This window comes from Pseudomonas sp. TH41, from assembly GCF_016650695.1.
Lineage (GTDB): Bacteria > Pseudomonadota > Gammaproteobacteria > Pseudomonadales > Pseudomonadaceae > Aquipseudomonas.
Genome location: NZ_JAEKFH010000005.1, coordinates 776,877 through 801,557, shown reverse-complemented (window position 1 = coordinate 801,557; position 24,681 = coordinate 776,877). Strand labels below are relative to the sequence as shown.

The window sequence follows — 24,681 nt, the reverse complement described above, 5'->3', positions numbered from 1 at the left end:
AAATCAACTGTGGGAGCGAGCCTGCTCGCGAAGAGGCCGGAGCGGACGCTAGATCAACGTCTCAATACGCAATGAATTAGTCGACCCCGGCTGCCCGAAAGGCACACCTGCCGTGATCAACAACGTATCGCCACGCTTGGCCATGCCCTGCGCCTGCGCAATCTCCAACGCCGTCGAGCACACCTCATCCACCTGCCGCAGCCGGTCATTGACCACCGAATGTACGCCCCACGCCACCGTCAAACGGCGCGCCGTCTGCAAGTTCGGCGTCAGGTTCAGAATCGGCACCGTCGGCCGTTCCCGCGCCGCACGCAGGCTCGACGTACCGGACTCGCTGTAGTTCACCAAGACCGCCACCGGCAGCACATTGCTGATGCGACGGATCGCGCAGCTGATCGCATCGGACACCGTCGCTTCAGCCTTCGGCCGGCTCACATCCAATTGAGTCTGATAGTCCGGACCGTTTTCCACCTGGCGGATGATTTTGCTCATCATCTGCACGGCTTCCAGCGGGTAGTCACCGGACGCGGTTTCCGCCGACAGCATCACGGCATCGGCACCTTCGGCCACGGCGTTGGCAACATCGGTCACCTCGGCACGGGTCGGGGCCGGGGAGAAGCGCATCGACTCCAGCATCTGCGTCGCCACCACCACCGGTTTGCCCAGTTCGCGGCAAGTGCTGATGATGTTCTTCTGAATCTGCGGCACGCTTTCGGCCGGCACTTCAACGCCGAGATCTCCGCGAGCGACCATAATCGCATCGCTCAACTCGGCGATTTCCCGCAGCTGTGTCACCGCCGACGGCTTCTCGATCTTGGCCATCAAAAACGCTTTATTGCCGATCAGTTCGCGGGCTTCACGAATGTCTTCCGGGCGCTGCACGAACGACAGCGCCACCCAGTCCACACCCAGCTCCAGACCGAAGCTCAAGTCGCGACGGTCCTTGGCGGTCAGCGGGCTCAGTTCCAGCACCGCTTGCGGCACGTTCACGCCTTTGCGGTCCGACAGCTCGCCGCCATTGAGCACAGTGGTGTCGATGGCATCGGCATACTGGGTCACCACCCGCAGGCGCAGCTTGCCGTCGTCCAGCAACAGGTCCATGCCCGGCTCCAGCGCCGCGATGATTTCCGGGTGCGGCAGGTTGACCCGGCGTTCATCCCCAGGCGTCGGGTCCAGGTCCAGGCGCAAGGCCTGGCCACGATGCAATTGCACCTTGCCTTCGGCGAACTTGCCGACCCGCAGTTTCGGACCTTGCAGGTCCATCAGAATCCCGAGCGGGTAATTGAGCTGGCGCTCGACTTCACGAATCCACTGATAGCGCTGGGCGTGGTCGGCGTGATCGCCGTGGCTGAAGTTCAGGCGGAAGATGTTGACCCCGGCCTGCACCAGTTCACGGATGTCATCAATCCCGTTGGTGGCCGGACCGAGGGTGGCGAGGATTTTTACCTTTTTGTCAGGCGTCATGTTTAGGGCTCTCGAGAATCAGGATGGCGCGGAAGTCGTTGACGTTGGTGCGGGTCGGCTCGGTGACGATCAGTGCGTCCAGCGCCTCGAAATAGCCATAGCCATTGTTGTTATCCAATTCGTCGCTGGCGCTCAGACCCAGGGCGGTGGCGCGGGCGTAACTGTCCGGGGTCATGATCGCGCCGGCGTTGTCTTCGGAACCGTCAATGCCATCGGTATCACCGGCCAGCGCGTAGACACCGGGCAGGCCTTTGAGGCTGTCGGTCAGGCTCAGCAGAAATTCGGCGTTGCGTCCGCCCCGGCCATTGCCGCGCACGGTGACGGTGGTTTCGCCGCCCGAGAGGATCACGCACGGCGCCGCCAATGGCTGGCCATGCAAGACCACTTGCCGCGCGATGCCGGCGTGAACCTTGGCCACTTCGCGGGATTCGCCTTCCAGGTCACCGAGGATCAGCGGGCTGAAACCGGCCTGACGGGCTTTCACCGCAGCCGCTTCGAGCGACTGTTGTGGTCGGGCGATCAACTGGAAATGACTGCGTGCAAGACTCGGATCGCCGGGTTTGACCGTCTCCGATTCCGCGCTTTGCAGCCAGTTGCGTACCGACGCCGGGACGTCGATGCCATAGCGTTTGAGGATGGCCAACGCTTCAGCCGAAGTGCTTGGGTCGGCCACGGTCGGGCCGGAGGCGATAACCGTGGCGAGGTCGCCCGGTACATCGGAAATCGCATAGGTATAAACAGTGGCAGGCCAGCAGGCTTTGCCGAGGCGACCGCCCTTGATCGCCGAGAGGTGCTTGCGCACGCAGTTCATCTCGCCGATGGTTGCGCCGGATTTGAGCAGGGCTTTGTTGATGGATTGCTTGTCGGCGAGGGTAATGCCGGCCGCAGGCAAGGCCAGCAGGGCAGAACCACCGCCCGACAGCAGGAAGATCACGCGGTCGTCTTCGGTCAGGTTGCTGACCAGTTCCAGCACCCGTTTAGCCACGGCTAAACCTGCCGCATCCGGTACCGGGTGAGCGGCTTCGACGACTTCGATTTTTTCGCAGGGGGCGCCGTGGCCGTAACGGGTCACCACCAGACCTGAGACTTCACCCTGCCAGCAACGCTCGACGACTTGAGCCATGGCGGCTGCGGCTTTGCCGGCGCCAATGACGATCACCCGACCGCTGCGGTCTTTGGGTAAATGAGCTTCGAGGACTTGCTGTGGATGGGCCGCGTCAATGGCTGTGGCAAACAGCTCGCGCAGGAATTGTTGCGGATCGACCGACATGGCGGGCTCCCGGAATTCTTGTTATTGGGATTAAACGACAGCAGGTGTTGCGACGCGGTCCTGTGGGAGCTGGCTTGCCTGCGATTCAGGCGACGCGGTCTCTCAGGCAGACCGAGGCGATGCCATCGCGAGCAAGCTCGCTCCCACAGGGGACCGAGCCAGCTTCAGGCCGGTGTTATTTATCGCGAATCGAGAAATTCGCCATATGCTCCAGGCCCTTGATCAGTGCCGAGTGGTCCCAGTTGCTGCCACCGATGGCCGCGCAGGTGCTGAACACTTGCTGGGTGTTGGCGGTGTTTGGCAGGTTGATGCCCAACTCACGTGCGCCAGCCAGGGCCAGGTTCAGGTCCTTCTGGTGCAGGCTGATGCGGAAACCTGGATCGAACGTGCCTTTGATCATGCGCTCGCCGTGCACTTCGAGAATCTTCGAAGAGGCGAAACCACCCATCAGTGCTTCACGCACCTTGGCAGGATCAGCACCGTTTTTCGACGCGAACAGCAGGGCCTCGGCCACGGCCTGGATGTTCAGCGCCACGATGATCTGGTTCGCCACTTTCGCGGTTTGACCGTCGCCGTTGCCGCCCACCAGGGTGATGTTCTTGCCCATCGCCTGAAACAGCGGCAGAGCGCGTTCGAAGGCATCGGTGTCGCCGCCGACCATGATGCTCAGGGTCGCAGCCTTGGCACCGACTTCACCGCCGGACACCGGCGCGTCGAGGTACTGGGCGCCTTTCTCGTTGATTTTGGCCGCGAAGGTTTTGGTGGCGGTGGGCGAGATCGAGCTCATGTCGATGACGATTTTGCCTTTGCCAACACCCGCGGCGATGCCGTCGGCGCGGAACAGCACGTCATCAACCTGCGGGGTGTCCGGCACCATGACGATGATGAATTCGGCTTCCTGAGCGACTTCTTTCGGGTTCGCCAGAGCGACAGCGCCAGCGGCGATCAGGTCGGCAGGCGCGGCGTCGTGGTGCGCCGACAGGAACAGGCTGTGACCGGCTTTCTGCAGGTTCAATGCCATTGGGTGGCCCATGATGCCGGTGCCGATAAATCCGATTTTAGCCATGAGAAAATCCTCTTGTTTTTATTGCTGCGTCAAGCAAATAGGGGAGCGTTGCTTTTGTAGGAGCGAGCTTGCTCGCGATGGACGATTTGGCGCCCGGGTCCATCCAGGCGGAACGCGTTATCGTTGGCGTCCTTCGCGAGCAAGCTCGCTCCTACAGTTTTGCGTCAGATTGCGTTATGGGTTTTGAGCCAGCCCAAACCCGCTTCCGTGGTGGTCAGCGGTTTGTACTCACAGCCGATCCACCCCTGATAACCGATGCGGTCCAGGTGTTCGAACAGGAAGCGGTAGTTGATTTCACCCGTGCCCGGTTCGTTACGCCCCGGGTTGTCGGCCAACTGGATGTGGTTGATCTCGCCCAAGTGCGTGGCCATGGTGCGGGCCAGGTCGCCCTCCATGATTTGCATGTGATAGATGTCGTATTGCAGGAACAGGTTGGCGCTGCCGACCTGTTCGCGAATCGACAGGGCTTGCGCCGTGTTGTTCAGGTAGAAACCCGGGATGTCACGGGTGTTGATCGCCTCCATCACCAGTTTGATGCCCGCCGCTTGCAGCTTGTCGGCGGCGTACTTGAGGTTGGCGACAAAGGTCTTTTCCACGGTGGCATCGTCGACGCCTTGTGGGCGGATGCCGGCCAGGCAGTTGACCTGGGTGTTGCCCAGCACGTTGGCGTAAGCAATGGCCAGTTTGACCCCGGCGCGGAACTCCTCGACCCGGTCCGGCAGGCACGCGATACCGCGTTCGCCCTTGGCCCAGTCACCGGCCGGCAGGTTGAACAGCACTTGGGTCAGGCCGTTGGCATCGAGTTTGGCCTTGATCTCGGCGGAACTGAAGTCGTAAGGGAACAGGTATTCGACACCACTGAAGCCGGCCTTGGCGGCCGCTTCAAAACGGGCAAGAAAATCCTGCTCAGTGAACAGCATGGACAGGTTGGCTGCGAAACGCGGCATGGTAGTCTCCCGTAAAAATAGGTGCCTGTAGCAGCTGCCGAGGAACGAGGCTGCGTTGGGCTGCGAAGCGGCCCTCGGCGGCGGTCCTGCGGACACGCAACGCAGCCTCGTACCTCGGCAGCTGCTACAGGTATCAGGTCAACTTAATCGAGCAGCGAAATCGCAGTCGGTGCGTCGTTGCCGACCAGCGCCAGGTCTTCGAATTCGTTGATGGCGTTGATTTCGGTACCCATGGAAATGTTGGTCACACGCTCCAGAATAATCTCGACGATCACCGGCACCTTGAACTCTTCGATCAGTTCCTGAGCCTTGCGCAGGGCGGGCTGGATCTGATCCGGTTCGAACACACGCAGGGCCTTGCAGCCGAGGCCTTCGGCGACCGCGACGTGGTCGACACCGTAACCGTTGAGTTCCGGAGCGTTCAGGTTATCGAAGGACAGCTGCACGCAGTAGTCCATGTCGAAACCGCGCTGAGACTGACGAATCAGCCCCAGGTACGAGTTGTTGACCACCACGTGGATGTACGGCAGCTTGAACTGCGCGCCCACCGCCAATTCTTCGATCATGAACTGGAAGTCGTAGTCGCCCGACAGTGCCACGACCTTGCGGGTCGGATCCGCCTTGACCACGCCCAGCGCCGCCGGAATGGTCCAGCCCAACGGACCGGCCTGACCGCAGTTGATCCAGTGACGCGGTTTGTAGACGTGCAGGAACTGCGCGCCGGCAATCTGCGACAGACCGATGGTGCTGACGTAGCACGTGTCTTTGCCGAACACCTGGTTCATTTCTTCGTAAACGCGCTGCGGCTTGACCGGCACGTTGTCGAAGTGAGTCTTGCGCTGCAGGCTGGCCTTGCGCTGCTGGCAGTCTTGCAGCCAGGCGCTGCGGTTTTTCAGCTTGCCGGCGGCTTGCCATTCGCGAGCCACTTCGATGAACACGGTCAGCGCGGCAGCGGCGTCGGACACGATGCCCAGGTCCGGGTTGAACACGCGGCCGATTTGCGTCGGCTCGATGTCGACGTGAATGAACTTGCGGCCTGCGGTGTACACGTCGATCGAACCGGTGTGACGGTTGGCCCAGCGGTTACCGACACCCAGCACCACGTCGGACTTCAGCAGCGTGGCGTTGCCGTAGCGGTGCGACGTCTGCAAACCGACCATGCCGACCATCAATGGGTGATCGTCCGGGATCGTGCCCCAGCCCATCAGGGTCGGGATCACTGGAATACCGGTCAGCTCGGCGAACTCCACCAGCAACTCGCTGGCATCGGCATTGATGATGCCACCACCGGCAACCAGCAGTGGGCGCTCGGCCTGATCGAGCATGGCCAGGGCCTTCTCGATTTGCACGCGGTTAGCGGATGGCTTGGCCAGCGGCAGGGGTTCGTAGGCGTCGATGTCAAATTCGATTTCAGCCATCTGCACGTCGAACGGCAAGTCGATCAGCACTGGGCCTGGACGGCCGGAGCGCATTTCGTAGAAAGCTTTCTGGAACGCATAAGGCACCTGGCCCGGCTCCATGACGGTGGTTGCCCACTTGGTCACTGGCTTGACGATGGTGGTGATGTCGACAGCCTGGAAGTCTTCCTTATGCATACGGGCGCGGGGTGCTTGCCCGGTGATGCAAAGGATCGGGATCGAGTCGGCCGAGGCGCTGTAGAGCCCGGTGACCATGTCAGTACCGGCAGGGCCGGAAGTGCCGATGCACACGCCGATGTTGCCGGCCTTGGTGCGGGTGTAGCCCTCGGCCATGTGCGAGGCGCCTTCAACGTGGCGCGCGAGGACGTGATCGATGCCACCGACCTTTTGCAAGGCGGAGTACAGCGGGTTGATCGCGGCGCCCGGGATGCCAAAAGCGGTATCAACCCCTTCACGGCGCATCACCAGAACGGCGGCTTCGATTGCTCTCATTTTGCTCATGGTTTTGTGCCTCTTACGTTTTGTAATTGTATACAAGTGGCTTTGCGCAGAGTTTATTCACGGCGGACGGCGCAGGTCAATCCATTTTCTCAAGCGGTTGTTTCATTCGTCGGAAGCCTGTTCTGCTGTGGCTTTTCGTCGCATGTGGCGCTTTTCGAAAATTATTGTATACAAAAAAATAAGTCATTGTGTTCTATTTGTCGCATTGGACTTCTGAACAGAATGAAGGCCTACCGCTTTCCGTATAACAAAATGAGGACGGCACCATGAGCGCTTTAACCTTGAACGTTGCAGTCAACCTGACCAGTCAGGCCATCTCCGCGGGGCGTGCAATCTCGGCGGCTCCGTTAACCATTGCCGTGCTGGATGCCGGTGGACACCTGGTGTCCCTGCAGCGCGAAGACGGCGCCAGCCTGCTACGCCCACAGATCGCCATCGGCAAAGCCTGGGGCGCCATCGCCCTGGGTAAAGGCTCACGCCTGCTGGCGCTGGACGCACAACAACGCCCGGCGTTCATCGCTGCGTTGAACAGTCTGGGGCAGGGCAGTGTGGTGCCGGCACCGGGCGGTGTGTTGATTCGGGATCAGGAAGGAAAGGTGTTGGGGGCGGTGGGGATCAGTGGTGATCTTTCTGATGTGGATGAGCAATGCGCGATCAATGCGATCGAGGCGTTGGGGTTGCGGGCGGATGCTGGGGTGACTGCCTAATATTTTTGTTGATTGATCTGCCGCCATCGCGAGCAAGCTCGCTCCCACATTGGATCTTCGGTGTTACGGAGATCGAGTGTGGGAGCGGGCTTGCTCGCGAAGGCGATCCGCCAGACACATCCTGCTAATAGTCTGCCCCTCAGTCTCCGGTTCGCTGATCTAGCCTTCTCATGAATCCATCCATGAGAGAGGCAAAGGAATGCCAAAGTTGTCAGCTTCACATCGCCTTCGTATCGGCCGCTATGCCGAACAGAACCGAATCTATCTACTGACTGCCAATACTCTCCAGCGCGAGCCTGTTTTTAGGGATTACAGTTTGGGCAGGATGGTCGTGCATCAATTCAAGCAAGCTCAGGCGCAGGGTTTTGCCGACTCCTTGGCCTTTGTCGTCATGCCCGATCATTTTCACTGGCTGATCCGGTTGCAAAAAGGCTCACTGGGCCAATTGATGTGCCAGACAAAATCGTTGAGTACCCGAACAATCAATGCCGCCACTGGCAGGACGGGCAGTCTTTGGCAGCAGAGTTTTCATGATCGGGCGTTGCGGCGGGAGGAGAGTTTGGTGAGGGTTGCCCGGTATGTTGTGGCCAATCCATTGCGGGCGGGGCTGGTCGGGAAGCTTGGCGACTACCCGTTGTGGGATGCGATCTGGGTTTGATTGGGGACCGAGTTGCCGCCTTCGCGAGCAAGCCCGCTCCCACATTGGATTTTCGGTGTTATGGAGATCGAGTGTGGGAGCGGGCTTGCTCGCGAACGAGACACCGCGGTCTATCAGTCCGGCTCACACCCCTTGAGCACCAATCGGATGATCGTCTGCGCCGCCGCTTCATAATCTTCTTCATCGAGCTTGGCCTTGCCGGTAATGGCGGTGATCTGCCAGTCAAAGTCGGCGTAGGTCTGGGTCGCGGCCCAGATGCTGAACATCAGGTGATTTGGGTCGATGGGGGCGATCTGGCCGCGGTTGATCCAGGTCTGGATGCAGTCGATGTTGTGCTTGGCCTGGCCGTTGAGCTGCTCGACCAGGTCGGGGCTCAGGTGCGGGGCGCCGTGCATGATTTCGCTGGCGAACACCTTGGAGGCGAAGGGCAGGTCGCGGGAGATGCGGATTTTCGAGCGGATGTAGCCGCTGAGCACTTCGCTGGGCACGCCGTCGGCGTTGAACGGTGTCGAGGCCTGCAGGATCGGCTCGATGATGCTTTCCAGCACCTCGCGGTAGAGGTTTTCCTTGGATTTGAAGTAGTAGTAGACGTTGGGTTTGGGCAATCCCGCTTTGGCTGCGATGTCACTGGTTTTGGTCGCAGCGAAGCCCTTGTCGGCAAATTCTTCACTGGCGGCACGCAGGATCAATTGTTTGTTGCGCTCGCGGATAGTGCTCATAAACCAGGTGGTTCCTTGCCTGTTCTGGCGGTTGCGCATGTTAGCACCGGCCTCGCGCGGCGCTCAAGAATGCGCAGGGTCAGGTGCTCGTCGCGTCAGGCTGTCGCCTGCCTGAACAAACTGGCCATCCTTCAGACTGGGAACAGGGGCGCTGCTAGAGTTTAGGCAGCAATCAGGTGTGAGGGGCGGGCGGCCGTGGAGAAACACAGGCAAGGCAAGTTCGTTCTGATCTTCGGCGTGGTGCTGTTGCTGGTGTGTGCCCTGTGGTTCTACCTGATCGGCGGTCAGCACAAAGCCAAACCGCCGCCACCGGCCGAACCCGTGGCGGCGGTGGCGGTGAAATTGCAGGACGTACCGGTTTACATCGACGCCCTCGGCACCGTGACGCCGACCCGCAGCGTCACGGTGGTGAGCCAGGTGGACGGCATTCTCAGTGCCGTGGAATTCAAGGAGGGCCAGAGCGTCAGCAAGGGCCAGGTCATCGCCCGGATTGACGACCGCGCACTCAAGGCTCAGCTGGCCGTGGCCAAAGGCACCCTGGCCCATGATCAGGCGGTGCTGAGCAACAACCAGCGCGATCTGGCGCGGTTTCGTGAACTGATCAAAATCGGCTCCACCAGCCAGCAAACCCTCGATACCCAGGCCTCCCTCGTCCAGCAACAGCAGGGTACGGTCGCGGCCGATCAGGGCAACGTGCAAGACCTCGAGGTGCAATTGAGTTATTGCACCATCACCTCGCCCATCGACGGTGTGGTCGGCCTGCGACTGGTGGATCCGGGCAATTACGTGACCAACGGCAGCGTCACCGGGATCGCGGTGATTACTCAGATGAACCCTGCCACCGTGGTCTTCGCCGTGCCCGAGGATGACCTGGGCTCGATCAATCAGGCGTTGGCCCGTGGCCCGGTAACGGTGCTGGCCTACGACCGCAACAAGCACAATCTGCTCGCCACCGGCAGCCTGCTGGCCCTGGACAACCAAGTGGACATCAGCACCGGCACAATCAAGGTCAAGGCGCAGTTCGATGACTCAGGCAATGCGCTGTTTCCCAACCAGTTCGTCAATGCCCGGCTCAAGGCCGACACCCTGAGCCAGGCACCGGTGGTGCCGACCACCGCGATCCAGCACGGCAGCCAGGGCGACTTCCTGTTCGTGGTCAACGGCGACAAGGCCAGCCTGCGTAACATCAAGGCCGGCCCGGCGATGGGCGATGTCACGGCAATTCTCGACAACGGCGTCAAGAACGGTGAGCAGGTGATCACCGAGGGCGGGGACAAACTCGACGATGGCTCGACGGTGAAAGTCGTCGGCCAGTGAGGAGTCGCTCGCCATGAATGTCTCGCGTCCTTTTATCGAACGGCCGGTTGCCACCACCTTGTTGATGATCGCGGTGCTGTTGGTGGGGATGCTGGGTTACCACTTGCTCTCGGTCTCGGCCCTGCCGGAAGTCGATTACCCGACCATTCAGGTGTTTACCCAATACACCGGCGCCAGCCCGCAAGTGGTCAGCTCTTCGATCACCGCGCCGCTGGAACGGCAATTGGGGGAAATGCCCGGGCTCAAGTCGATGAGTTCCACCAGTTCCGACGGGGCTTCGGTGATCACCCTGCAATTCGACCTGGCGCTGTCCCTCGACGTCGCCGAGCAGGAAGTGCAGGCCGCGATCAATGCCGCCGGCACCTTCCTGCCGACCAACCTGCCGTACCCGCCGGTGTACAGCAAAGTCAACCCGGCGGACGCCCCGGTGCTGACCCTGTCGCTGACTTCCGATGTGCTGCCGCTGACCAAAATCGAAGACCTGGCCGACACCCGACTGGCGCAGAAAATCTCCCAGATCAGCGGCGTTGGGCTGGTGACCATCAGTGGCGGTCAGCGCCCGGCGGTGCGGGTCCAGGCCAATACCTCGGCGCTGAATAACCTCGGGCTGTCGATGGAGGATTTGCGCACGGCGCTGAGCAATGCCAACGTCAACCAGGCCAAGGGCAACATCGACGGCAAGTTCCAGGCGTATTCGATTGGCGGCAACGATCAACTGCAATCGGCCGAGGAATACCGCGACCTGGTGATCGCCTACAAAAACGGTGCGCCGATCCGGCTGGCGCAGATCGCCAGTTCGATTCAGGGCCCGGAAAACCCGCGTCAGGCCGCGTGGACCGACCGTACGCCGTCGATTGTGCTGAACATCCAGCGTCAGCCCGGCGCCAACGTCATTGATGTGGTCGATCGGGTGCAGCAACTGCTGCCAAAACTGCGCGCCAGCCTGCCGGGCACGCTCAAGGTCGCGGTACTCACCGACCGCACCCAGACCATCCGCGCCTCGGTCACCGATGTGCAATACGAACTGGCGGTGGCCGTGCTGCTGGTGGTGATCGTGATTTTCATCTTCCTGCGTAACGTCGCGGCCACGCTGATTCCGGCGGTGACCGTACCGCTGACCCTGATCGGCACCCTGGCCGTGGCGTATGCCCTGGGGTTTTCCCTGAACAACCTGACGCTGATGGCGCTGACCATCGCCATCGGCTTTGTGGTCGATGACGCCATCGTCATGATCGAGAACATCACGCGCTATATAGAGGCTGGCGACTCGCCGCTGGACGCTGCACTCAAGGGCTCGGAACAGATCGGTTTCACCATTATTTCGCTGTCCATCGCACTGATCGCGGTGATGATTCCGCTGCTGTTCATGGGGGATGTGGTGGGCCGCTTGTTCCGTGAATTCGCCATGACTGTGGCGGTGACCATTGTGATTTCCACCCTGATCTCCCTGACCCTGACGCCCATGATGTGTTCGCGGATGCTCAAGGCGAAAGAAGGCGGGCGCCGGGTCGATTTCTTCGACCGGATCAACGCCTATTACGTGCGCGGGCTGGACTGGGTGCTGGTGCACCGGACCCTGACGCTGATCTCGGTGGTGTGCACCGCGCTGTTGACGCTGATGGTCATTGTGATCATGCCCAAGGGCTTTTTTCCCGAACAGGACACGGGGCTGATCCAGGGGATTTCCCAGGCCGCGCCGACCATTTCCTTCCAGCAGATGCAGGTCGAGCAACACCGGCTGGCGGACCGCATCCTGCACGATCCGGCAGTGGCCAGCCTGTCGTCCTTCGTTGGCATCGACCAGACCAATCCGACGATCAACCAAGGCAACCTGTTGATCAACCTCAAGCCCCGAGGCGAGCGCGACAGCAGCGCGGCGGTGATCCGTCGACTGGCGGATGCCAACGCCGATGATTCGGGGATTCGCCTGTATCTGCACGCGGTGCAAGACCTGACCCTCGACGCCACCGTGTCGACCACCCGTTACCGCGTCGGCTTGCAGGCCACCGACCCCGACGTGCTGGAGCTGTGGGCCGGCAAACTGCTGGAGGCGATCAAGAAAGACCCGATGTTCACTGACGTGCAGAGCCAGGCGCTGCAGTTCGGCAATCAGATCCAGCTGACCTTCGACCGCGCCACGGCCTCACGCCTGGGCATCACGCCCCAGGCCATCGACGATGTGCTGTACGACGCCTTCGGTCAGCGCCAGGTGTCGACCATTTACACCCAGCTCAACCAGTATCACGTGGTCATGGCCACCGATCATCCGCCGCACAACCTGTCCGACCTGTTGACCGGGCTCTATGTGGACATCCCCGGCGGCGGGGTGGCGCCGCTGTCGAGCATGGCCACCCTGCACGTGGTGCGCACGCCGATCACCCTCAATCGCCTCGGGCAGTTTCCTTACGCCGATGTCTCGTTCAACCTTGCGCCAGGCCAGACCCTCGGCGCCGCCGTCAACCGCCTCAAGGCCATCGAAACGCAGTTGACTTTGCCTCTGACCGTGCAGGCGTCTCTGGAAGGCGCGGCGGCGACCTTTGAGGCGTCGTTGTCGAATCAGGTGTTTCTGGTGCTGGCGGCGATTGTCGTGGTGTACCTGATGCTGGGGATTCTTTACGAGAGTTTCGTGCACCCGGTGACCATCCTGTCGACGCTGTTGTCGGCGGCCCTCGGCGCCTTGCTGGCGTTGCTGATCACCGGGACACAGTTCGACATCATCGGGCTGATCGGCATCGTGTTGTTGATCGGCATCGTCATGAAGAACGGCATCATGATGGTCGACTTCGCCCTGGAGCTGGAACGCAAGGGCGGCCTCGACGCGATCGCTGCGATTAGGCAGGCCGCCGAGTTGCGTTTTCGGCCGATTTTGATGACCAGCATGGCTTCGTTGTTTGGTGCGGTGCCGCTGGCGCTGGGCACCGGGATCGGGTCCGAGCTGCGCCATCCGCTGGGCATCGCCATCATCGGCGGTCTGTTGTTGAGCCAGTTGCTGACGCTGTTCTCGACGCCGGTGATCTTCCTCGCCATGCATTCGCTGGAACGGCGCTTCAGTGGTCGACGTTCTGCTGATCCAGAGCTACGGCAATGAACCTCAGCGCGCCGTTCATCCAGCGCCCGATCGCCACCACCTTGTTGGCGGCAGGCCTGGCGTTGTTCGGCGTGCTGGCGTTTACCCTGCTGCCGGTGGCGCCGTTGCCGGAAGTGGATTTCCCGACCATCAGCGTGCGCGCCTCTTTGCCCGGTGCCGATCCGAACACCGTGGCGACCTCCGTAGCGACGCCGCTGGAGCGGCAGTTCGGGCAGATCGCCGGGGTCACCCAGATGACCTCGGCGAGCACGTTGGGCTCGACCCGAATCACCCTGCAATTTGACTTGAACCGTAACATTGATGGTGCCGCCCGGGACGTGCAGGCCGCGATCAACGCGGCGCGCACCAACCTGCCGAGTGACCTGTCCGGCAACCCGACCTACCGCAAGGTCAACCCGGCCGACTCGCCGATCCTGATCATCAGCCTGACCTCCGACAACGCCACGCCCGGGCAAATGTACGACGTCGCCTCGACCCTGCTGGAGCAGAAGCTGTTGCAGACCACCGGCGTGGGTGATGTTACGGTCGGCGGTGGCGCCTTGCCGGCGGTGCGCATCGAACTCAACCCGGATCGGCTCAACCATTACGGCGTCAGCCTGGAGCAGGTGCGGGCAGTGATTTCGGCGTCCAACGCCAACTCGCCCAAAGGCTCGGTGGCGATCGGCGCCCAGACCCATGGCATCGCCGCCAACGACATGCTCTACCAGATGCAAGACTACGAGCCACTGGTGGTCAAGCAAAGTAACGGCGACGTGGTGCACATCGCCGACCTCGGTTATGTGCGCGAAGACGTCGAAGACCTGCGCAATTTTGGCCTGTCCAACGGCAAACCGGCGGTGCTGCTGGTGGTGTTCAAGCAGCCGGGGGCCAACGTCATCGAAGCTGTGGACGCGGTGAAAGCGGCGCTGCCGTTTCTGCAGAGTTCGATTCCGGCCAACATCAAGCTGAACCTGCTGATGGACCGCACCACGACCATCCGCGCCTCGCTGCGCGACGTCGAGTTGTCGCTGATCGCCTCGATTCTGCTGGTGACGCTGGTGACCTTTGGGTTCTTCCGCGACTGGCGCAGCACGCTGGTACCGGCAATCGCGGTGCCGCTGTCACTGCTCGGCACGTTCGGTGCGATGTATTTTTTGGGCTACAGCCTGAACAACCTGTCGCTGATGGCATTGACCATTTCCACCGGGTTCGTGGTGGACGACGCCATCGTGGTCGTAGAAAACATCATGCGCCACCTGGAAAACGGTGAAACCCGTCTGCAAGCGGCATTGGCCGGGGCGCAGGAAGTCGGGTTCACGGTGCTGACCATCAGCGTCTCGCTGGTGGCGGTGTTCATTCCGTTGCTGTTGATGGGCGGGATTGTCGGGCGGCTGTTCCGCGAGTTTTCTATTTCATTGTCGGTGGCCATCGTCATTTCGATGCTGATTTCCCTGACAGTCACGCCGATGCTGGCCAGCGTGCTGTTACGCAGCGAGGGGGCGGCAACCGGGAACAGCGATCATCCGGATTCGCGGTTTCACCGCTTCTATGATCGGACCCTGGGCTGGGTCATCGAGCATTCGATCCTGATGGGCCTGATCACGGTGCTGGTGATTGTCCTCGCGGTGGTGCTGTATGTGCTGGTGCCCAAGGGGTTCTTTCCGCAGGAAGACACCGGGCGGCTGTCGGGCAGCATCGTGGCGCCGCAGAGCATTTCCTATGCGGCGATGCAGCGGCAATTCAGCGAGATCAATCGCAAGGTCATGCTTAACCCGAATGTGCTGACCGTGGGCGGTTTTGTCGGTGGCGGAGGGGGAGGCGGCGGGGCGATCAACAGTGCGCAGCTATTCATCAACCTCAAGCCGCTGAACCAGCGCAGCGACAGCGCCGATCAGGTCATCGCCCAGATCCGCCACACCCTGGGCGACATACCGGGCACCCGCTTGTATTTGCAGTCGGCCCAGGACATCACCGTCGGCGGTCGCCAGAGCGGTGCGCAGTACCAATACACCCTGACCGCCGACGACCAGAGCACGCTCGATGAATGGGTCCCGAAAGTCGTCGCGGTGCTGCATGCCTTGCCGCAACTGGCCGACATCAACACCGATCAGCAGGACAACAGCCTGCTGGCCAACGTGAAGATCAATCGCGATGCGGCGGCGCGACTCGGGGTGAGTATTTCGGCGATCGACCAGACCCTCTACGACGCCTTCGGCCAGCGCCAGGTGTCGACCATTTACCGCGCTGCCAACCAGTACCACGTGGTGATGGAAGTCGCGCCGCCCTACTGGACCGACCCGAGCACCCTCGGTTCGATCTATGTGCCGGTGGGCACCGTTGCCGCGACCAGGGGCAGCAATGTCGCGCCGGACCTGAGCGCCAGCGCCAACCCGCAACTGCTGCCGTTGTCGGCGATTGCCGATTATTCGGTGGACCGCACGGCGATCTCCATCAGTCACCAGGGCACTTTTCCGGCGGTGACCGCCTCCTTCAACCTTGCCCCCGGCGTCGCCATTGGCCAGGCCACGGCGCTGGTGGACAGCGCCGTGGCCCAGTTGCGCATGCCCGCCAGTGTGGTCGGCCAGTTCGCGGGCACGGCCCAGGTGTTTCAGTCGTCGGTGGCCAGCGAACCGTTGCTGATCGTCGCGGCGCTGCTGTCGGTGTATCTGGTGCTGGGGATTCTCTATGAGAATCTGGTGCATCCGCTGACGATCCTGTCGACCTTGCCCTCGGCCGGTGTCGGCGCGCTGATCGCGTTGCTGCTGACCGGCACCGAGCTGTCGATCATCGCGCTGGTCGGGGTGATTCTGCTGATTGGCATCGTCAAGAAAAACGCGATCATGATGATCGACTTCGCCATCACCGAGCGCACACAGCAAGGCCTCGGCGCCAAGGAGGCGATTCGTCGTGCCTGCCTGATCCGCTTCCGGCCGATCATGATGACGACGCTGGCGGCGATTCTCGGCGCATTGCCGCTGGTGCTCGGCAGCGGTTATGGCTCGGAGCTGCGCCGGCCGCTGGGTATTTCGATCATTGGCGGGCTGGTGTTCAGCCAATTACTGACGCTGTACACCACCCCCGTGATCTACCTCTGGCTCGACCGGGCGTCTCAACGCCTGCACGGCAAGGAGAAATAGATGAAGCATCACGCCCCCCATGTAACAGCTGCCGAAATCCCTGTGGGAGCGGGCTTGCTCGCGAAAGCGTCAGGTCAGTCGAACTCTATGTTGAATGCTAAGCCGCCTTCGCGAGCAAGCCCGCTCCCACAGGGGCTAGTGGTGTTCATCCTGGCGGTGGTGTTGAGCGGCTGCATGGTCGGGCCGGACTATCAAAAACCGGCCATCGAGTTGCCGATGTCGTTCAAGGAAGGCATCCAGTGGCAGCGCGCCGTGGCCAATCCGCAAGGGGCGTTGGACAGTCAATGGTGGCTGGATTATCACGACCCGATGCTCAATGACCTGGTGAATCGTTCGGCCAAGGCTAATCAGTCGATCATCGCGGCCGAGGCGGCGTATCGCCTGGCCCAGGCCCAAGTGGCGTCGAGCCGTGCCGGGTTGTGGCCGACGGTGGGCGTCGGGCTGGCGGGGACGCGTGGCGTCGTCGGCGGGGGGAATGTCAGCAATTCCAGCACCGTGTCCGGCAGTAATTCCGGGGGCGTCCAGCAAACCGTCAGCGCGACGTTGAGTGCCAGTTGGGAGCCGGACCTGTGGGGCGCCGTGCGCCGTAGCATTGAGTCCAGCAAGGCTTTGGCCGAGGGCTCCGATGCGCTGCTGGCGGGGGTGCGGTTGTCGATCAGCGCCAGTGTGGCGAGCAATTATCTGGGGTTGCGGCAATTGGATATGGACATCGGATTGCTGGAGCAACAGCAGCGGATCAACCAACAGTTGCTGGACATGATCCAGGTCGATTTCGTTCAGGGCACCGCATCCAATGATCAGTTGCTGGTGGCCCAGGATCAACTGACCACGGTGGTCGCCGCGTTGCAGACCGCCCAGCGTTCACGGGAGCAGTTCGAACATGCGTTGGCGGTGTTGGTGGGCGTAGCGCCAGCGGATTTCAATTTGCCGTCCAAGAGCGCATACACCTTCGTCCTGCCCAAGCCACCGCTGACGCTGCCGTCGACGCTGCTGCAACGCCGGCCCGACGTGGTGGCCGCCGAACGTGCCGCTGCGGCGGCGAATGCCCGAATCGGCGTGGCGGAGGCCGCGTTTTTTCCGACACTCGACCTGACCGCCGAGGTCGGCTTTCGCGGCACCGCCCTCGGTGGCCTGTTCTCGGTGCCCAACCGTATCTGGACCCTCGGCCCCGCCCTGGCTGAAACCCTTTTCGACGGCGGTGCCCGGGAAGCAGCGGTGCAACAAGCCCGGGCCAGCTACGATCAGGATGTCGCCAATTACCGAGGCACCGTGCTCGGGGCGTTGCAGAACGTCGAGGACAACCTGTCGGCGATCAATCATCTGCAACGACAGGCCGAGGCGTTCGGGCAAATTTATCAGCGCAATCAGCAATTGTTCGGCAGCCAGGAGGCGCAAAAACGCGCCGGCACGGTCAGCCAGCAAGCGGTGCTGACCCAGCAATTGGTGTTGCTGCAAGCCGAGCAGAGCCTGCGCGATACCCAAGGGTTACTCAGCCAGGGCAGCGTTGCGTTGATTCAGAGCCTGGGCGGTGGCTGGCAAACGCCGTGAGCGCTATGCTTCGCGCACTTTGTTTGTGTAGGGAAGCCTGACCCATGGCAGGAAGCAGTTTACTGGTGCTGATCGACGACATCGCCGCGGTACTCGACGACGTTGCGTTGATGACCAAAATGGCCGCGAAGAAGACGGCAGGCGTGCTCGGCGACGACCTGGCGCTCAATGCCCAGCAAGTCAGTGGTGTGCGCGCCGAACGGGAAATCCCGGTGGTCTGGGCCGTGGCCAAGGGCTCGTTTCGCAACAAGCTGATCCTGGTGCCGTCGGCGCTGGCCATCAGTGCGTTCATTCCGTGGCTGGTCACGCCACTGTTGATGGTCGGTGGCGCTTACCTGTGCTTCGAAGGGTTCGAGAAACTGGCCCACAAGTTCTTGCACAGCCAGGCTGAAGATGACGCCGAACATGCGCAACTGGTCGAGGCCGTGGCCGATCCGGCGACCGATCTGGTGGCGTTCGAGCAGGACAAAATCAAAGGCGCGATTCGCACAGACTTCATTCTTTCGGCGGAAATCATCGCCATCACCTTGGGCATTGTGGCGAGTGCGTCGCTGACTCAGCAGGTGATCGTGCTGTCGGGCATTGCCATCGTCATGACCGTTGGCGTCTATGGCCTGGTGGCGGGCATCGTCAAACTCGATGACTTGGGCCTGTGGCTGACCCAGAAGCCTGGGCCGATGGCCAAAAGCATCGGTAGCGGGATATTGCGTGCGGCGCCGTACATGATGAAAAGCCTGTCGGTGATAGGCACGGCAGCGATGTTTTTGGTGGGCGGTGGGATTCTCACGCACGGCGTGCCGGTGGTTCATCACTGGATTGAAAGCGTCAGCGCAGGGGCGGGCAGCGCCGGGTTTATCGTGCCGACGTTGTTGAATGCGGTGGCGGGGATTGTGGCGGGTGCGGTGGTGTTGGCGGGTGTGATGGTGATCAGCAAAGTCTGGAAAGCACTGAAAGGCTGAAAAGATCGCAGCCTGCGGCAGCTCCTACAGGTTTTGGGCATGCTGTAGGAGCTGCCGAAGGCTGCGATCTTGGCGATGTATGTCGCGCTAAATGAAAAAGGCCATTCGACTCGCATCGAATGGCCTTTTTTGTGGCCGATGGAATTACTCGGCGATCTGCAATTTGCGCGCCTCGGTGTACACGTAACGCACTTTCTCGTATTCGAACGGCGAGTTCAGTTGGCCGTAGCGGAAGCCGGTCTGGTAGCGCTTGTCGATGCCGCGCAGGACCCAGATTTCCGGGTGGTTTTCGCTGACTTGGGCGACGTTCAGGAAGTTGATGGCCGATTCTGCGGAGAAGTCGAACACCAGGCCGCCGGTGTCGCGAATGTTCGAAGGTCCGAGGATGGGCAGTACGAAATAGGCGCCGCCCGGTACACCGTAGAAGCCCAGTGTCTGGCCGAAGTCTTCGTTCTGGCGCGGCAGGCCCATGGCGGTGGCGGGGTCCCACAGGCCGGCGACGCCGAGGGTAGTGTTGAGCAGCAGCCGCCCGGTGATATCCAACGAGCGCTGGCCCTTGAACTGCAGCAGGCTGTTCAACAGGTTCGGCACGTCACCGAGGTTGTTGAAGAAGTTGCTGACGCCGGTGCGCAGGAAGCTCGGCGTGATGTAGCGATAGCCGTCCACCACGGGCAGGAACACCCATTGGTCGAAGCGGTAGTTGAAGTGGTAAACCCGGCGGTTCCACTCTTCCAGCGGGTCATAGACGTTCAGCGCGTTGAGCGTCGAGCGTTCGAACTCGCGCTGATCCATCCCCGGGTTGATTTTCAGTTTGCTCAGAGGCTCCTTGAAGCCGTCACTGTCGACCACAACTGGCGCGTTGGCTTTGCTGTTATCGGCATTGGCGACGCCGGCACAGAGTAACGCAGCGATAAGCAGGAGGTGTTTAACCACGGAAAAACTCCAGCATGGCGTCGCTGTTGACGCGGTAATTAAGGTTGCCGCAATGGCCGCCCAGCGGATAAACGGTCAAGCGATCGCCGAACGTCCTGCGTAGAAAACCGAGATCGCCCGGGCCGAGGATCACGTCGTCAGCGTTGTGCATGACGGCGATTTTCGGGCTGTCGTGCAGGTAGTCTTTCAGCGCATACAAACTCACCTGATCGATCAATTGCAGCAAGCTGCCGCCATCGGTGCGGGCGCGCCACATCGGAATGACCTGCTCGGTGATGTAGCAGTCGAAGTCACATTGCAATGCGCGCTTGAGGAACGGCGTGAGGCTGGTGCCTTCGGTGATCGGGAACTTCGGCGGAGTGATCAGGCCGCGACGGTTGATCAGGTCCGAGGTGAAGGCAATGTCGGCCGCCGAAAAGCGGAACGACGTGCCGATCAACATGGCCATCTGTTCGTTTGTCAGATGTTGCTTGGACTGCTGGAAGTCATAGAGCAGGGCATCATTGAGGTCGATGTAGCCTTTTTGCTGGAAGTAGCGGGTCAGTTTGTTCAGCACCAATTCATAGAATGTGGTGGTGTTGTTGATGCCCTTGACCTCGGTCTGGACCAGTTTGTCCAGGTTGGTGATCGAGGTGTAGAGGTTGACCGGCGGGTTGAGCAGCAGGACTTTCTTGAAGTTGAAGCTACGGCGGGTTTCGTCCAGGTGCGCGACGAACGCGGCATCCAGTGCGCCCAGGCTGTAACCGGTCAGGTAGTAAGCGGTGACGGGCACTTTCGGGTTCTGCGCGCGCACGGCCTGCATCACCCGGTACATGTCCTCGGCGTCTTCCTTGGTGATGCCCGGGGTGGCAAAGCGTGAGGCAGCACTCATGAAGTCGAAGCTGGTAGGCGACGACAGTTGCACCACGTGGTAGCCAGCCTTGTAGTAGAGCTTTTTCAGGTATTCGTTGAGGCTGCTGTCATAGCGCGCGCCGGTGCCGGCGATCAGGAAGATCAGCGGTGCGGCTTTATCTTGAGTGGCGATGCGGTAGGTGAGTTTCTTTACTGGCCAGAAGTTGTCCGGCAGTTCGAATGCTCGCTCCGGGCGCAGGGTGACGCTGCGATCCGACTGATTGATGTCCTCGTTCCGCGGCAACTCCGGGCGCAAGTCCGGCGGAGTCGTGGCAATTGTTGCCTCGAACGGGTTGGTCAAGGGGTAGCCATAACTGGCGGCGTCGATGTCGACCGCCAGTGCGGACGCACTCAAAATAAGGCCGCCAAACAGGGCGGCGAAGCGCAAGGAACGGAGCATGACTAGATCCCTTAGAAAAAGGTGCCGAATGAGTTCGCAGGCTATGACCACTGGATTTGCGCCAAAGTGCCGTGTGTCGGCACCAAACAGGCCTAATTCTGAGTAATAGTAGATGGACGATACACTTTGCAGCGATTGGCTGGCCAGTTAACTGTTGTTAACACTTGCGTAAGGCCGTCGGGAGATTAAGCTGGCCGCCGTTTTTGGTTAATTGGAGTGCTTCATGTCCCGCCGTCTACCCGTGATTTTGCTGCTTGTTTTGCTGCCGTTATGGCTGGCTGCCAGTTATGGCGCGCGCTATGGCTTCATGGAGGATGCGCAGTGGGTCGGCCTCTGCGTGGATGACGCGAGTCGGTGGGAATGCCTGGTTCGTTCGAATCTGGGATTGATGATTCACTTTGGTGTGTTGGGCTGGGCGGCACTGGCAGCGGCCGTGATCGGCTTCGTATGGCCGGGGCGGGCAGGGTGGTGGCTGGCCGTATTGGCGCTGGTCTTCGGATTTCCGGCGTTGGCGTTGTACAACACGACGTTGGCGGTGTTTGCGGTGGTGATTGCCGGGTTGCGGCTGGTCAGGGCGTCCCGCGACGCCTGATAGTCCGTCTTCGCGAGCAGGCTCGCTCCCACATTTGATCTCCTTCAGACACAAATTCTGTGTTCACTGAACATCTACTGTGGGAGCGAGCCTGCTCGCGATGAGGCCAGTAAGGCTGGCGGATTTTCTCTCTATACCTATCAGTTCTGATAGTAGACAGTCGTCCTCATAACTCCGAATCTAGCAATCCAAGCCCTTGGATACGAAACGGAGCAACGCCATGACTGCTCAGCGCGAAACGTTGCTCTGCCGCTATCAATACGACCCGTTGGATCGGGTGGTTGGTTGTACGCCACTGAATCGCGACAGTGTCCAGCGCTTTTACCGAAAAAATCGATTGGCCACAGAAATACAGGGGCAGGTGCAGCACTCGGTGTTTGAACACGAGGCTCAGCCGTTGGCGCAACGTCGGTTTGAAGCGGACAGCGTCGATTGTGCTTTGTTAGCTACCGACCTGCAGCGGTCGGTCCTGCAATCCATCGCCGTCGGTCAGCACCAGCAACCCGTCTATTCCCCCTATGGTCATCGTTCTCCCGAAGGCGGCTTGATCAGTCTTCTGGGTTTCAACGGTGAACGACGGGACCCGGTGACCGGGCATTACTTGCTTGGGAATGGATACCGCGCTTTTAATCCGGCGTTGATGCGATTCAACAGTCCGGACAGTTTGAGTCCGTTTGGGAAGGGTGGGGTGAATGCGTATGCGTATTGCGGTGGGGATCCCGTCAACTGGGTGGATCCGATGGGAGAGTTTGCGTTGTTCGCTCGCGGGATTAGTCGGCTTGTATCAGTGTCAATCTCTGCCGGGCAGGAGGCAGGAAAAGGTTTGCGTGTAATGAAGAACGCCGTAATAACCAGATTCTCCAAAGCGCCGACTCTGGCTGAGTCAGGTCGCGAAAGTGTTTTGAAGGCAACCCCCAAAACCCACGCCACCAAAGTTACAGAGGCCATGGCAAAAGCAGACGAATCAAAAATATATCAGGCGGGTGCGGAGTACAGGCACGCGGCGAAGAAGCTCGCTCAACAAGAGACGAGGAGCGCAAAATTCCAACGCTTTGCTGATGCTAACCAATTCCCTGATGAAATTAAGTACAAAGAATTGGAAAAATATCGGTCCGATTTTCAGCAAGCTGAGCAGCAGCTGGCGACTGTGGCTCGAGAGCATGTCTTGAAATATCCCGGAGAACTAATGCCTACGAACTCACTAATAGGCTTGATCAGGGGGAAGTGATCGAATCCGGTGTTTACCAGACTCGATCATTTGCATCGGTGTTTGTCGGTGATCAGCCATTGCGCACCCGCAAACTCCGCCACAACGCCACCACCATCAACACACTCACCAGCGCCCACCCCCAAGCCTGCTGATTCTGTAACCCTTCACGAAACAGCTGCGGCGCAATGCCAGCGCCGATGATGAAGGTCAGCAGGGCGATCTCGCGACGCGGCACGCTCACCGGGCGGCACAGGTACACCAACGCCGGCAGAATGAACGCAACGCTCGGAAAGCTGCGATAGCGCGGATCGAACACCATCTCCAGCATCATTACCGCCGCCGCAAACCCTGCGACTGCCAGCAACCAGCCAGCCCGACGCTCCAGCACGTTGAAGGCCCGCTCGCGCCAGCCAGTGCGAGCACTCAGCGTCAGCGCGGCATGAGCCAACACCAGCACATTCAAAACAGTCAGCAGAGCAACCCACAACCATTCACTGGCAAACCGGGTGCTGACCCGTGCGAGATCGCCCCAGGCGCCAATCGAGCAAGCCGCCAACGCCCCCAACAGCGGTAGAACCAGCGCCGCGCGAGTGCTGCGTACGCGACCGCCGAGGACCAACGTGCCGAGGAAAATCAAGCCACCCACCGCCAGCCATTGTTTCCAGTACGGCACGTTCGACACTGGACCTGCCAGCACGCCCTTGTCCTGGCGATCGGCATCGAACAGGCCCCAGTAGCCACCGACCGCGCCTTCGCTGGCGCGTTTCCATGGCTGGTCGAAGGCCTCAATCAGATTGTAGTGCCAGCCTTCCTGCTCGGCGATGATGACAAATGCCCGAATGAATTTGGCTTCATTGACCCGGCTCGGAAGGGCGGTTTCGCGTTGACGGCCTTCGCTTGGCCAGCCGGTTTCGCCAATCATCACGTCCTTGGGCGCGAATTTGTTGGCGAACACCTGACGCACTTCGCGAACATGTTGCAGCGCGGCGTCGATATTGGATGGATCGTCTTCCCAGTACGGCAGCAAGTGGATGGTCAGGAAGTCCACCGCCGGCGCGACTTCCGGGTGCTTGAGCCAGAACTCCCAGACGTCGGCATAAGTGACAGGCTGCTTGACCTGGCTTTTGACCTTGTTGATCAGCTTGGCCAACTGCGCGCCGGTGACCTCCTTGCGCAACAACGTTTCATTGCCGACGATCACCGCGGTCACCACGTCCGGGTTGGCATTGGCCGAGGCGATCAACAGGTCAACTTCCTTGGCGGTGTCCACCGGGTTGCTGTTGACCCAGGCGCCGATCATCATTTTCAGCCCGTGCTTTCGCGCGAGATCCGGCAGGGCCTCAAGGCCGGTCATGGAATAGGTGCGGATGCATTCGAAGCGGGTTGCTAGCAACGCGAGGTCGGCATCCATGCGCTCCGGGCGCAACTTGAAGGGTTGATCGAACGGCGACTGATCCTTGTCGAATGGCGTATAGGAAGCACATTGCAGTTTGGGTTTGTGTGTCGCGCTGGCCACGTCAGCCAGAATCACCGGTTTGCCGAGGCCGTACCAGAAGCCACCCAGGGCAAACAGCCCGAGCAGGCAGGCAAATAGATAAGCAAAAAAAGGAAAGCGTGATGTCGCGGGCATGGTCAGGCCGTCTGGGAGCAAAGCCGCGCATGTTACCTGCATTTGTCGCGCGCTTGGTGGCTTGCAGTGTTTTGACATGCAAAGTTCGGGCGGATTGACTAGCCTGTTCCCGTACTCAAGATTAATGGCGTTCTGATGTCGTTTCTCGATGCATTGAGGTCGCTGACAGCACAGGTCTTGGTTGGCGTCAGGTTGATTATCGAGGCGTCAGTACTCCGCTGATGTTCGAACGGGTTTGCGGTTAGGC

At 60.7% G+C, this 24,681-nt stretch carries 18 protein-coding genes; 9 read left to right on the top strand and 9 right to left on the bottom strand.

Translation table 11 applies throughout. The features are described 5' to 3' along the window. Positions 1 to 48: 48 nt before the first annotated feature. From pyk to gcl, 5 genes are all read right to left on the bottom strand, one after another. Positions 49 to 1,464 carry a pyruvate kinase gene (pyk, locus tag JFU37_RS22100; protein WP_201118763.1) on the bottom strand — a complete coding sequence of 472 codons (1,416 nt, stop codon included), beginning with the start codon at positions 1,462 to 1,464 and terminating at the stop codon, positions 49 to 51. After that, on the bottom strand, positions 1,454 to 2,734 hold the full coding sequence (locus JFU37_RS22095) for a glycerate kinase type-2 family protein (protein ID WP_201118761.1): 1,281 nt from the start codon (positions 2,732 to 2,734) through the stop codon (positions 1,454 to 1,456). Before JFU37_RS22095 ends, pyk begins: the two co-directional genes overlap by 11 nt. Positions 2,735 to 2,909: 175 nt before the next feature. Further along, positions 2,910 to 3,800 (bottom strand): 2-hydroxy-3-oxopropionate reductase, encoded by an 891-nt coding sequence (locus tag JFU37_RS22090; protein ID WP_201118759.1) that lies wholly within the window; start codon positions 3,798 to 3,800, stop codon positions 2,910 to 2,912. Positions 3,801 to 3,964: 164 nt separating this feature from the next. Then, a complete protein-coding gene (hyi, locus tag JFU37_RS22085; protein ID WP_201118757.1) occupies positions 3,965 to 4,747 on the bottom strand; it encodes a hydroxypyruvate isomerase in 783 nt (260 codons plus the stop codon). Between the two features lie 143 nt (positions 4,748 to 4,890). After that, positions 4,891 to 6,666: a glyoxylate carboligase gene (gene gcl, locus JFU37_RS22080; protein ID WP_201118755.1), complete on the bottom strand. Its 1,776-nt coding sequence runs from the start codon at positions 6,664 to 6,666 to the stop codon at positions 4,891 to 4,893. A gap of 266 nt (positions 6,667 to 6,932) precedes the next feature. On the opposite strand from gcl, the gene JFU37_RS22075 reads away from it, so the two are divergent. Further along, complete coding sequence (locus JFU37_RS22075; RefSeq protein ID WP_201118753.1) at positions 6,933 to 7,373, top strand: GlcG/HbpS family heme-binding protein; 441 nt, start codon at positions 6,933 to 6,935, stop codon at positions 7,371 to 7,373. Positions 7,374 to 7,572: 199 nt separating this feature from the next. Next, positions 7,573 to 8,031 carry an REP-associated tyrosine transposase gene (locus JFU37_RS22070; RefSeq protein ID WP_201118751.1) on the top strand — a complete coding sequence of 153 codons (459 nt, stop codon included), beginning with the start codon at positions 7,573 to 7,575 and terminating at the stop codon, positions 8,029 to 8,031. Between the two features lie 113 nt (positions 8,032 to 8,144). Here JFU37_RS22070 and JFU37_RS22065 read toward each other — a convergent pair whose 3' ends face one another. Further along, a complete protein-coding gene (locus JFU37_RS22065; protein ID WP_201118749.1) occupies positions 8,145 to 8,750 on the bottom strand; it encodes a TetR/AcrR family transcriptional regulator in 606 nt (201 codons plus the stop codon). 195 nt (positions 8,751 to 8,945) lie between these two features. Here JFU37_RS22065 and JFU37_RS22060 point away from each other — a divergent pair, with 195 nt between their 5' ends. The 5 genes from JFU37_RS22060 to JFU37_RS22040 are packed head-to-tail and all read left to right on the top strand — an operon-like array spanning position 8,946 to position 18,778. After that, the gene (locus tag JFU37_RS22060) at positions 8,946 to 10,067 is read left to right on the top strand and encodes an efflux RND transporter periplasmic adaptor subunit (RefSeq protein WP_201118747.1); all 1,122 of its coding nucleotides are present in this window, start codon (positions 8,946 to 8,948) and stop codon (positions 10,065 to 10,067) included. Positions 10,068 to 10,080: 13 nt separating this feature from the next. Then, positions 10,081 to 13,155 (top strand): efflux RND transporter permease subunit, encoded by a 3,075-nt coding sequence (locus JFU37_RS22055; protein WP_201118744.1) that lies wholly within the window; start codon positions 10,081 to 10,083, stop codon positions 13,153 to 13,155. Further along, positions 13,152 to 16,271, top strand: coding sequence for an efflux RND transporter permease subunit (locus tag JFU37_RS22050; RefSeq protein ID WP_201118741.1), 3,120 nt, complete (start codon positions 13,152 to 13,154; stop codon positions 16,269 to 16,271). The genes JFU37_RS22055 and JFU37_RS22050 overlap by 4 nt, the downstream gene beginning before the upstream one ends. Continuing rightward, a complete protein-coding gene (locus JFU37_RS22045) occupies positions 16,272 to 17,819 on the top strand; it encodes an efflux transporter outer membrane subunit (RefSeq protein WP_201118739.1) in 1,548 nt (515 codons plus the stop codon). 44 nt (positions 17,820 to 17,863) lie between these two features. Next, positions 17,864 to 18,778 (top strand): DUF808 domain-containing protein, encoded by a 915-nt coding sequence (locus JFU37_RS22040; protein ID WP_201118737.1) that lies wholly within the window; start codon positions 17,864 to 17,866, stop codon positions 18,776 to 18,778. A 144-nt stretch (positions 18,779 to 18,922) separates the two neighbouring features. Here JFU37_RS22040 and JFU37_RS22035 read toward each other — a convergent pair whose 3' ends face one another. After that, positions 18,923 to 19,711: an MlaA family lipoprotein gene (locus JFU37_RS22035; RefSeq protein WP_201118715.1), complete on the bottom strand. Its 789-nt coding sequence runs from the start codon at positions 19,709 to 19,711 to the stop codon at positions 18,923 to 18,925. Then, positions 19,704 to 21,002, bottom strand: coding sequence for a serine/threonine protein kinase (locus JFU37_RS22030; protein WP_201118713.1), 1,299 nt, complete (start codon positions 21,000 to 21,002; stop codon positions 19,704 to 19,706). Before JFU37_RS22030 ends, JFU37_RS22035 begins: the two co-directional genes overlap by 8 nt. A gap of 223 nt (positions 21,003 to 21,225) precedes the next feature. Between JFU37_RS22030 and JFU37_RS22025 the strand changes: the two genes are divergently transcribed. Next, complete coding sequence (locus tag JFU37_RS22025) at positions 21,226 to 21,594, top strand: hypothetical protein (protein ID WP_201118711.1); 369 nt, start codon at positions 21,226 to 21,228, stop codon at positions 21,592 to 21,594. Between the two features lie 220 nt (positions 21,595 to 21,814). Continuing rightward, on the top strand, positions 21,815 to 22,822 hold the full coding sequence (locus JFU37_RS22020; RefSeq protein WP_201118709.1) for an RHS repeat-associated core domain-containing protein: 1,008 nt from the start codon (positions 21,815 to 21,817) through the stop codon (positions 22,820 to 22,822). A 52-nt stretch (positions 22,823 to 22,874) separates the two neighbouring features. Here JFU37_RS22020 and JFU37_RS22015 read toward each other — a convergent pair whose 3' ends face one another. Next, positions 22,875 to 24,476: a glycoside hydrolase family 17 protein gene (locus JFU37_RS22015; RefSeq protein ID WP_201118707.1), complete on the bottom strand. Its 1,602-nt coding sequence runs from the start codon at positions 24,474 to 24,476 to the stop codon at positions 22,875 to 22,877. Positions 24,477 to 24,681 lie beyond the last annotated feature (205 nt).

Bases quoted from the DNA above. Each gene is read 5' to 3' on its own strand.
- pyk (WP_201118763.1), bottom strand. From the start codon at position 1,464: ATGACGCCTGACAAAAAGGTAAAAATCCTCGCCACCCTCGGTCCGGCC.
- JFU37_RS22095 (WP_201118761.1), bottom strand. From the start codon at position 2,734: ATGTCGGTCGATCCGCAACAATTCCTGCGCGAGCTGTTTGCCACAGCC.
- JFU37_RS22090 (WP_201118759.1), bottom strand. From the start codon at position 3,800: ATGGCTAAAATCGGATTTATCGGCACCGGCATCATGGGCCACCCAATG.
- hyi (WP_201118757.1), bottom strand. From the start codon at position 4,747: ATGCCGCGTTTCGCAGCCAACCTGTCCATGCTGTTCACTGAGCAGGAT.
- gcl (WP_201118755.1), bottom strand. From the start codon at position 6,666: ATGAGCAAAATGAGAGCAATCGAAGCCGCCGTTCTGGTGATGCGCCGT.
- JFU37_RS22075 (WP_201118753.1), top strand. From the start codon at position 6,933: ATGAGCGCTTTAACCTTGAACGTTGCAGTCAACCTGACCAGTCAGGCC.
- JFU37_RS22070 (WP_201118751.1), top strand. From the start codon at position 7,573: ATGCCAAAGTTGTCAGCTTCACATCGCCTTCGTATCGGCCGCTATGCC.
- JFU37_RS22065 (WP_201118749.1), bottom strand. From the start codon at position 8,750: ATGAGCACTATCCGCGAGCGCAACAAACAATTGATCCTGCGTGCCGCC.
- JFU37_RS22055 (WP_201118744.1), top strand. From the start codon at position 10,081: ATGAATGTCTCGCGTCCTTTTATCGAACGGCCGGTTGCCACCACCTTG.
- JFU37_RS22050 (WP_201118741.1), top strand. From the start codon at position 13,152: ATGAACCTCAGCGCGCCGTTCATCCAGCGCCCGATCGCCACCACCTTG.
- JFU37_RS22045 (WP_201118739.1), top strand. From the start codon at position 16,272: ATGAAGCATCACGCCCCCCATGTAACAGCTGCCGAAATCCCTGTGGGA.
- JFU37_RS22040 (WP_201118737.1), top strand. From the start codon at position 17,864: ATGGCAGGAAGCAGTTTACTGGTGCTGATCGACGACATCGCCGCGGTA.
- JFU37_RS22030 (WP_201118713.1), bottom strand. From the start codon at position 21,002: ATGCTCCGTTCCTTGCGCTTCGCCGCCCTGTTTGGCGGCCTTATTTTG.
- JFU37_RS22025 (WP_201118711.1), top strand. From the start codon at position 21,226: ATGTCCCGCCGTCTACCCGTGATTTTGCTGCTTGTTTTGCTGCCGTTA.
- JFU37_RS22020 (WP_201118709.1), top strand. From the start codon at position 21,815: ATGACTGCTCAGCGCGAAACGTTGCTCTGCCGCTATCAATACGACCCG.
- JFU37_RS22015 (WP_201118707.1), bottom strand. From the start codon at position 24,476: ATGCAGGTAACATGCGCGGCTTTGCTCCCAGACGGCCTGACCATGCCC.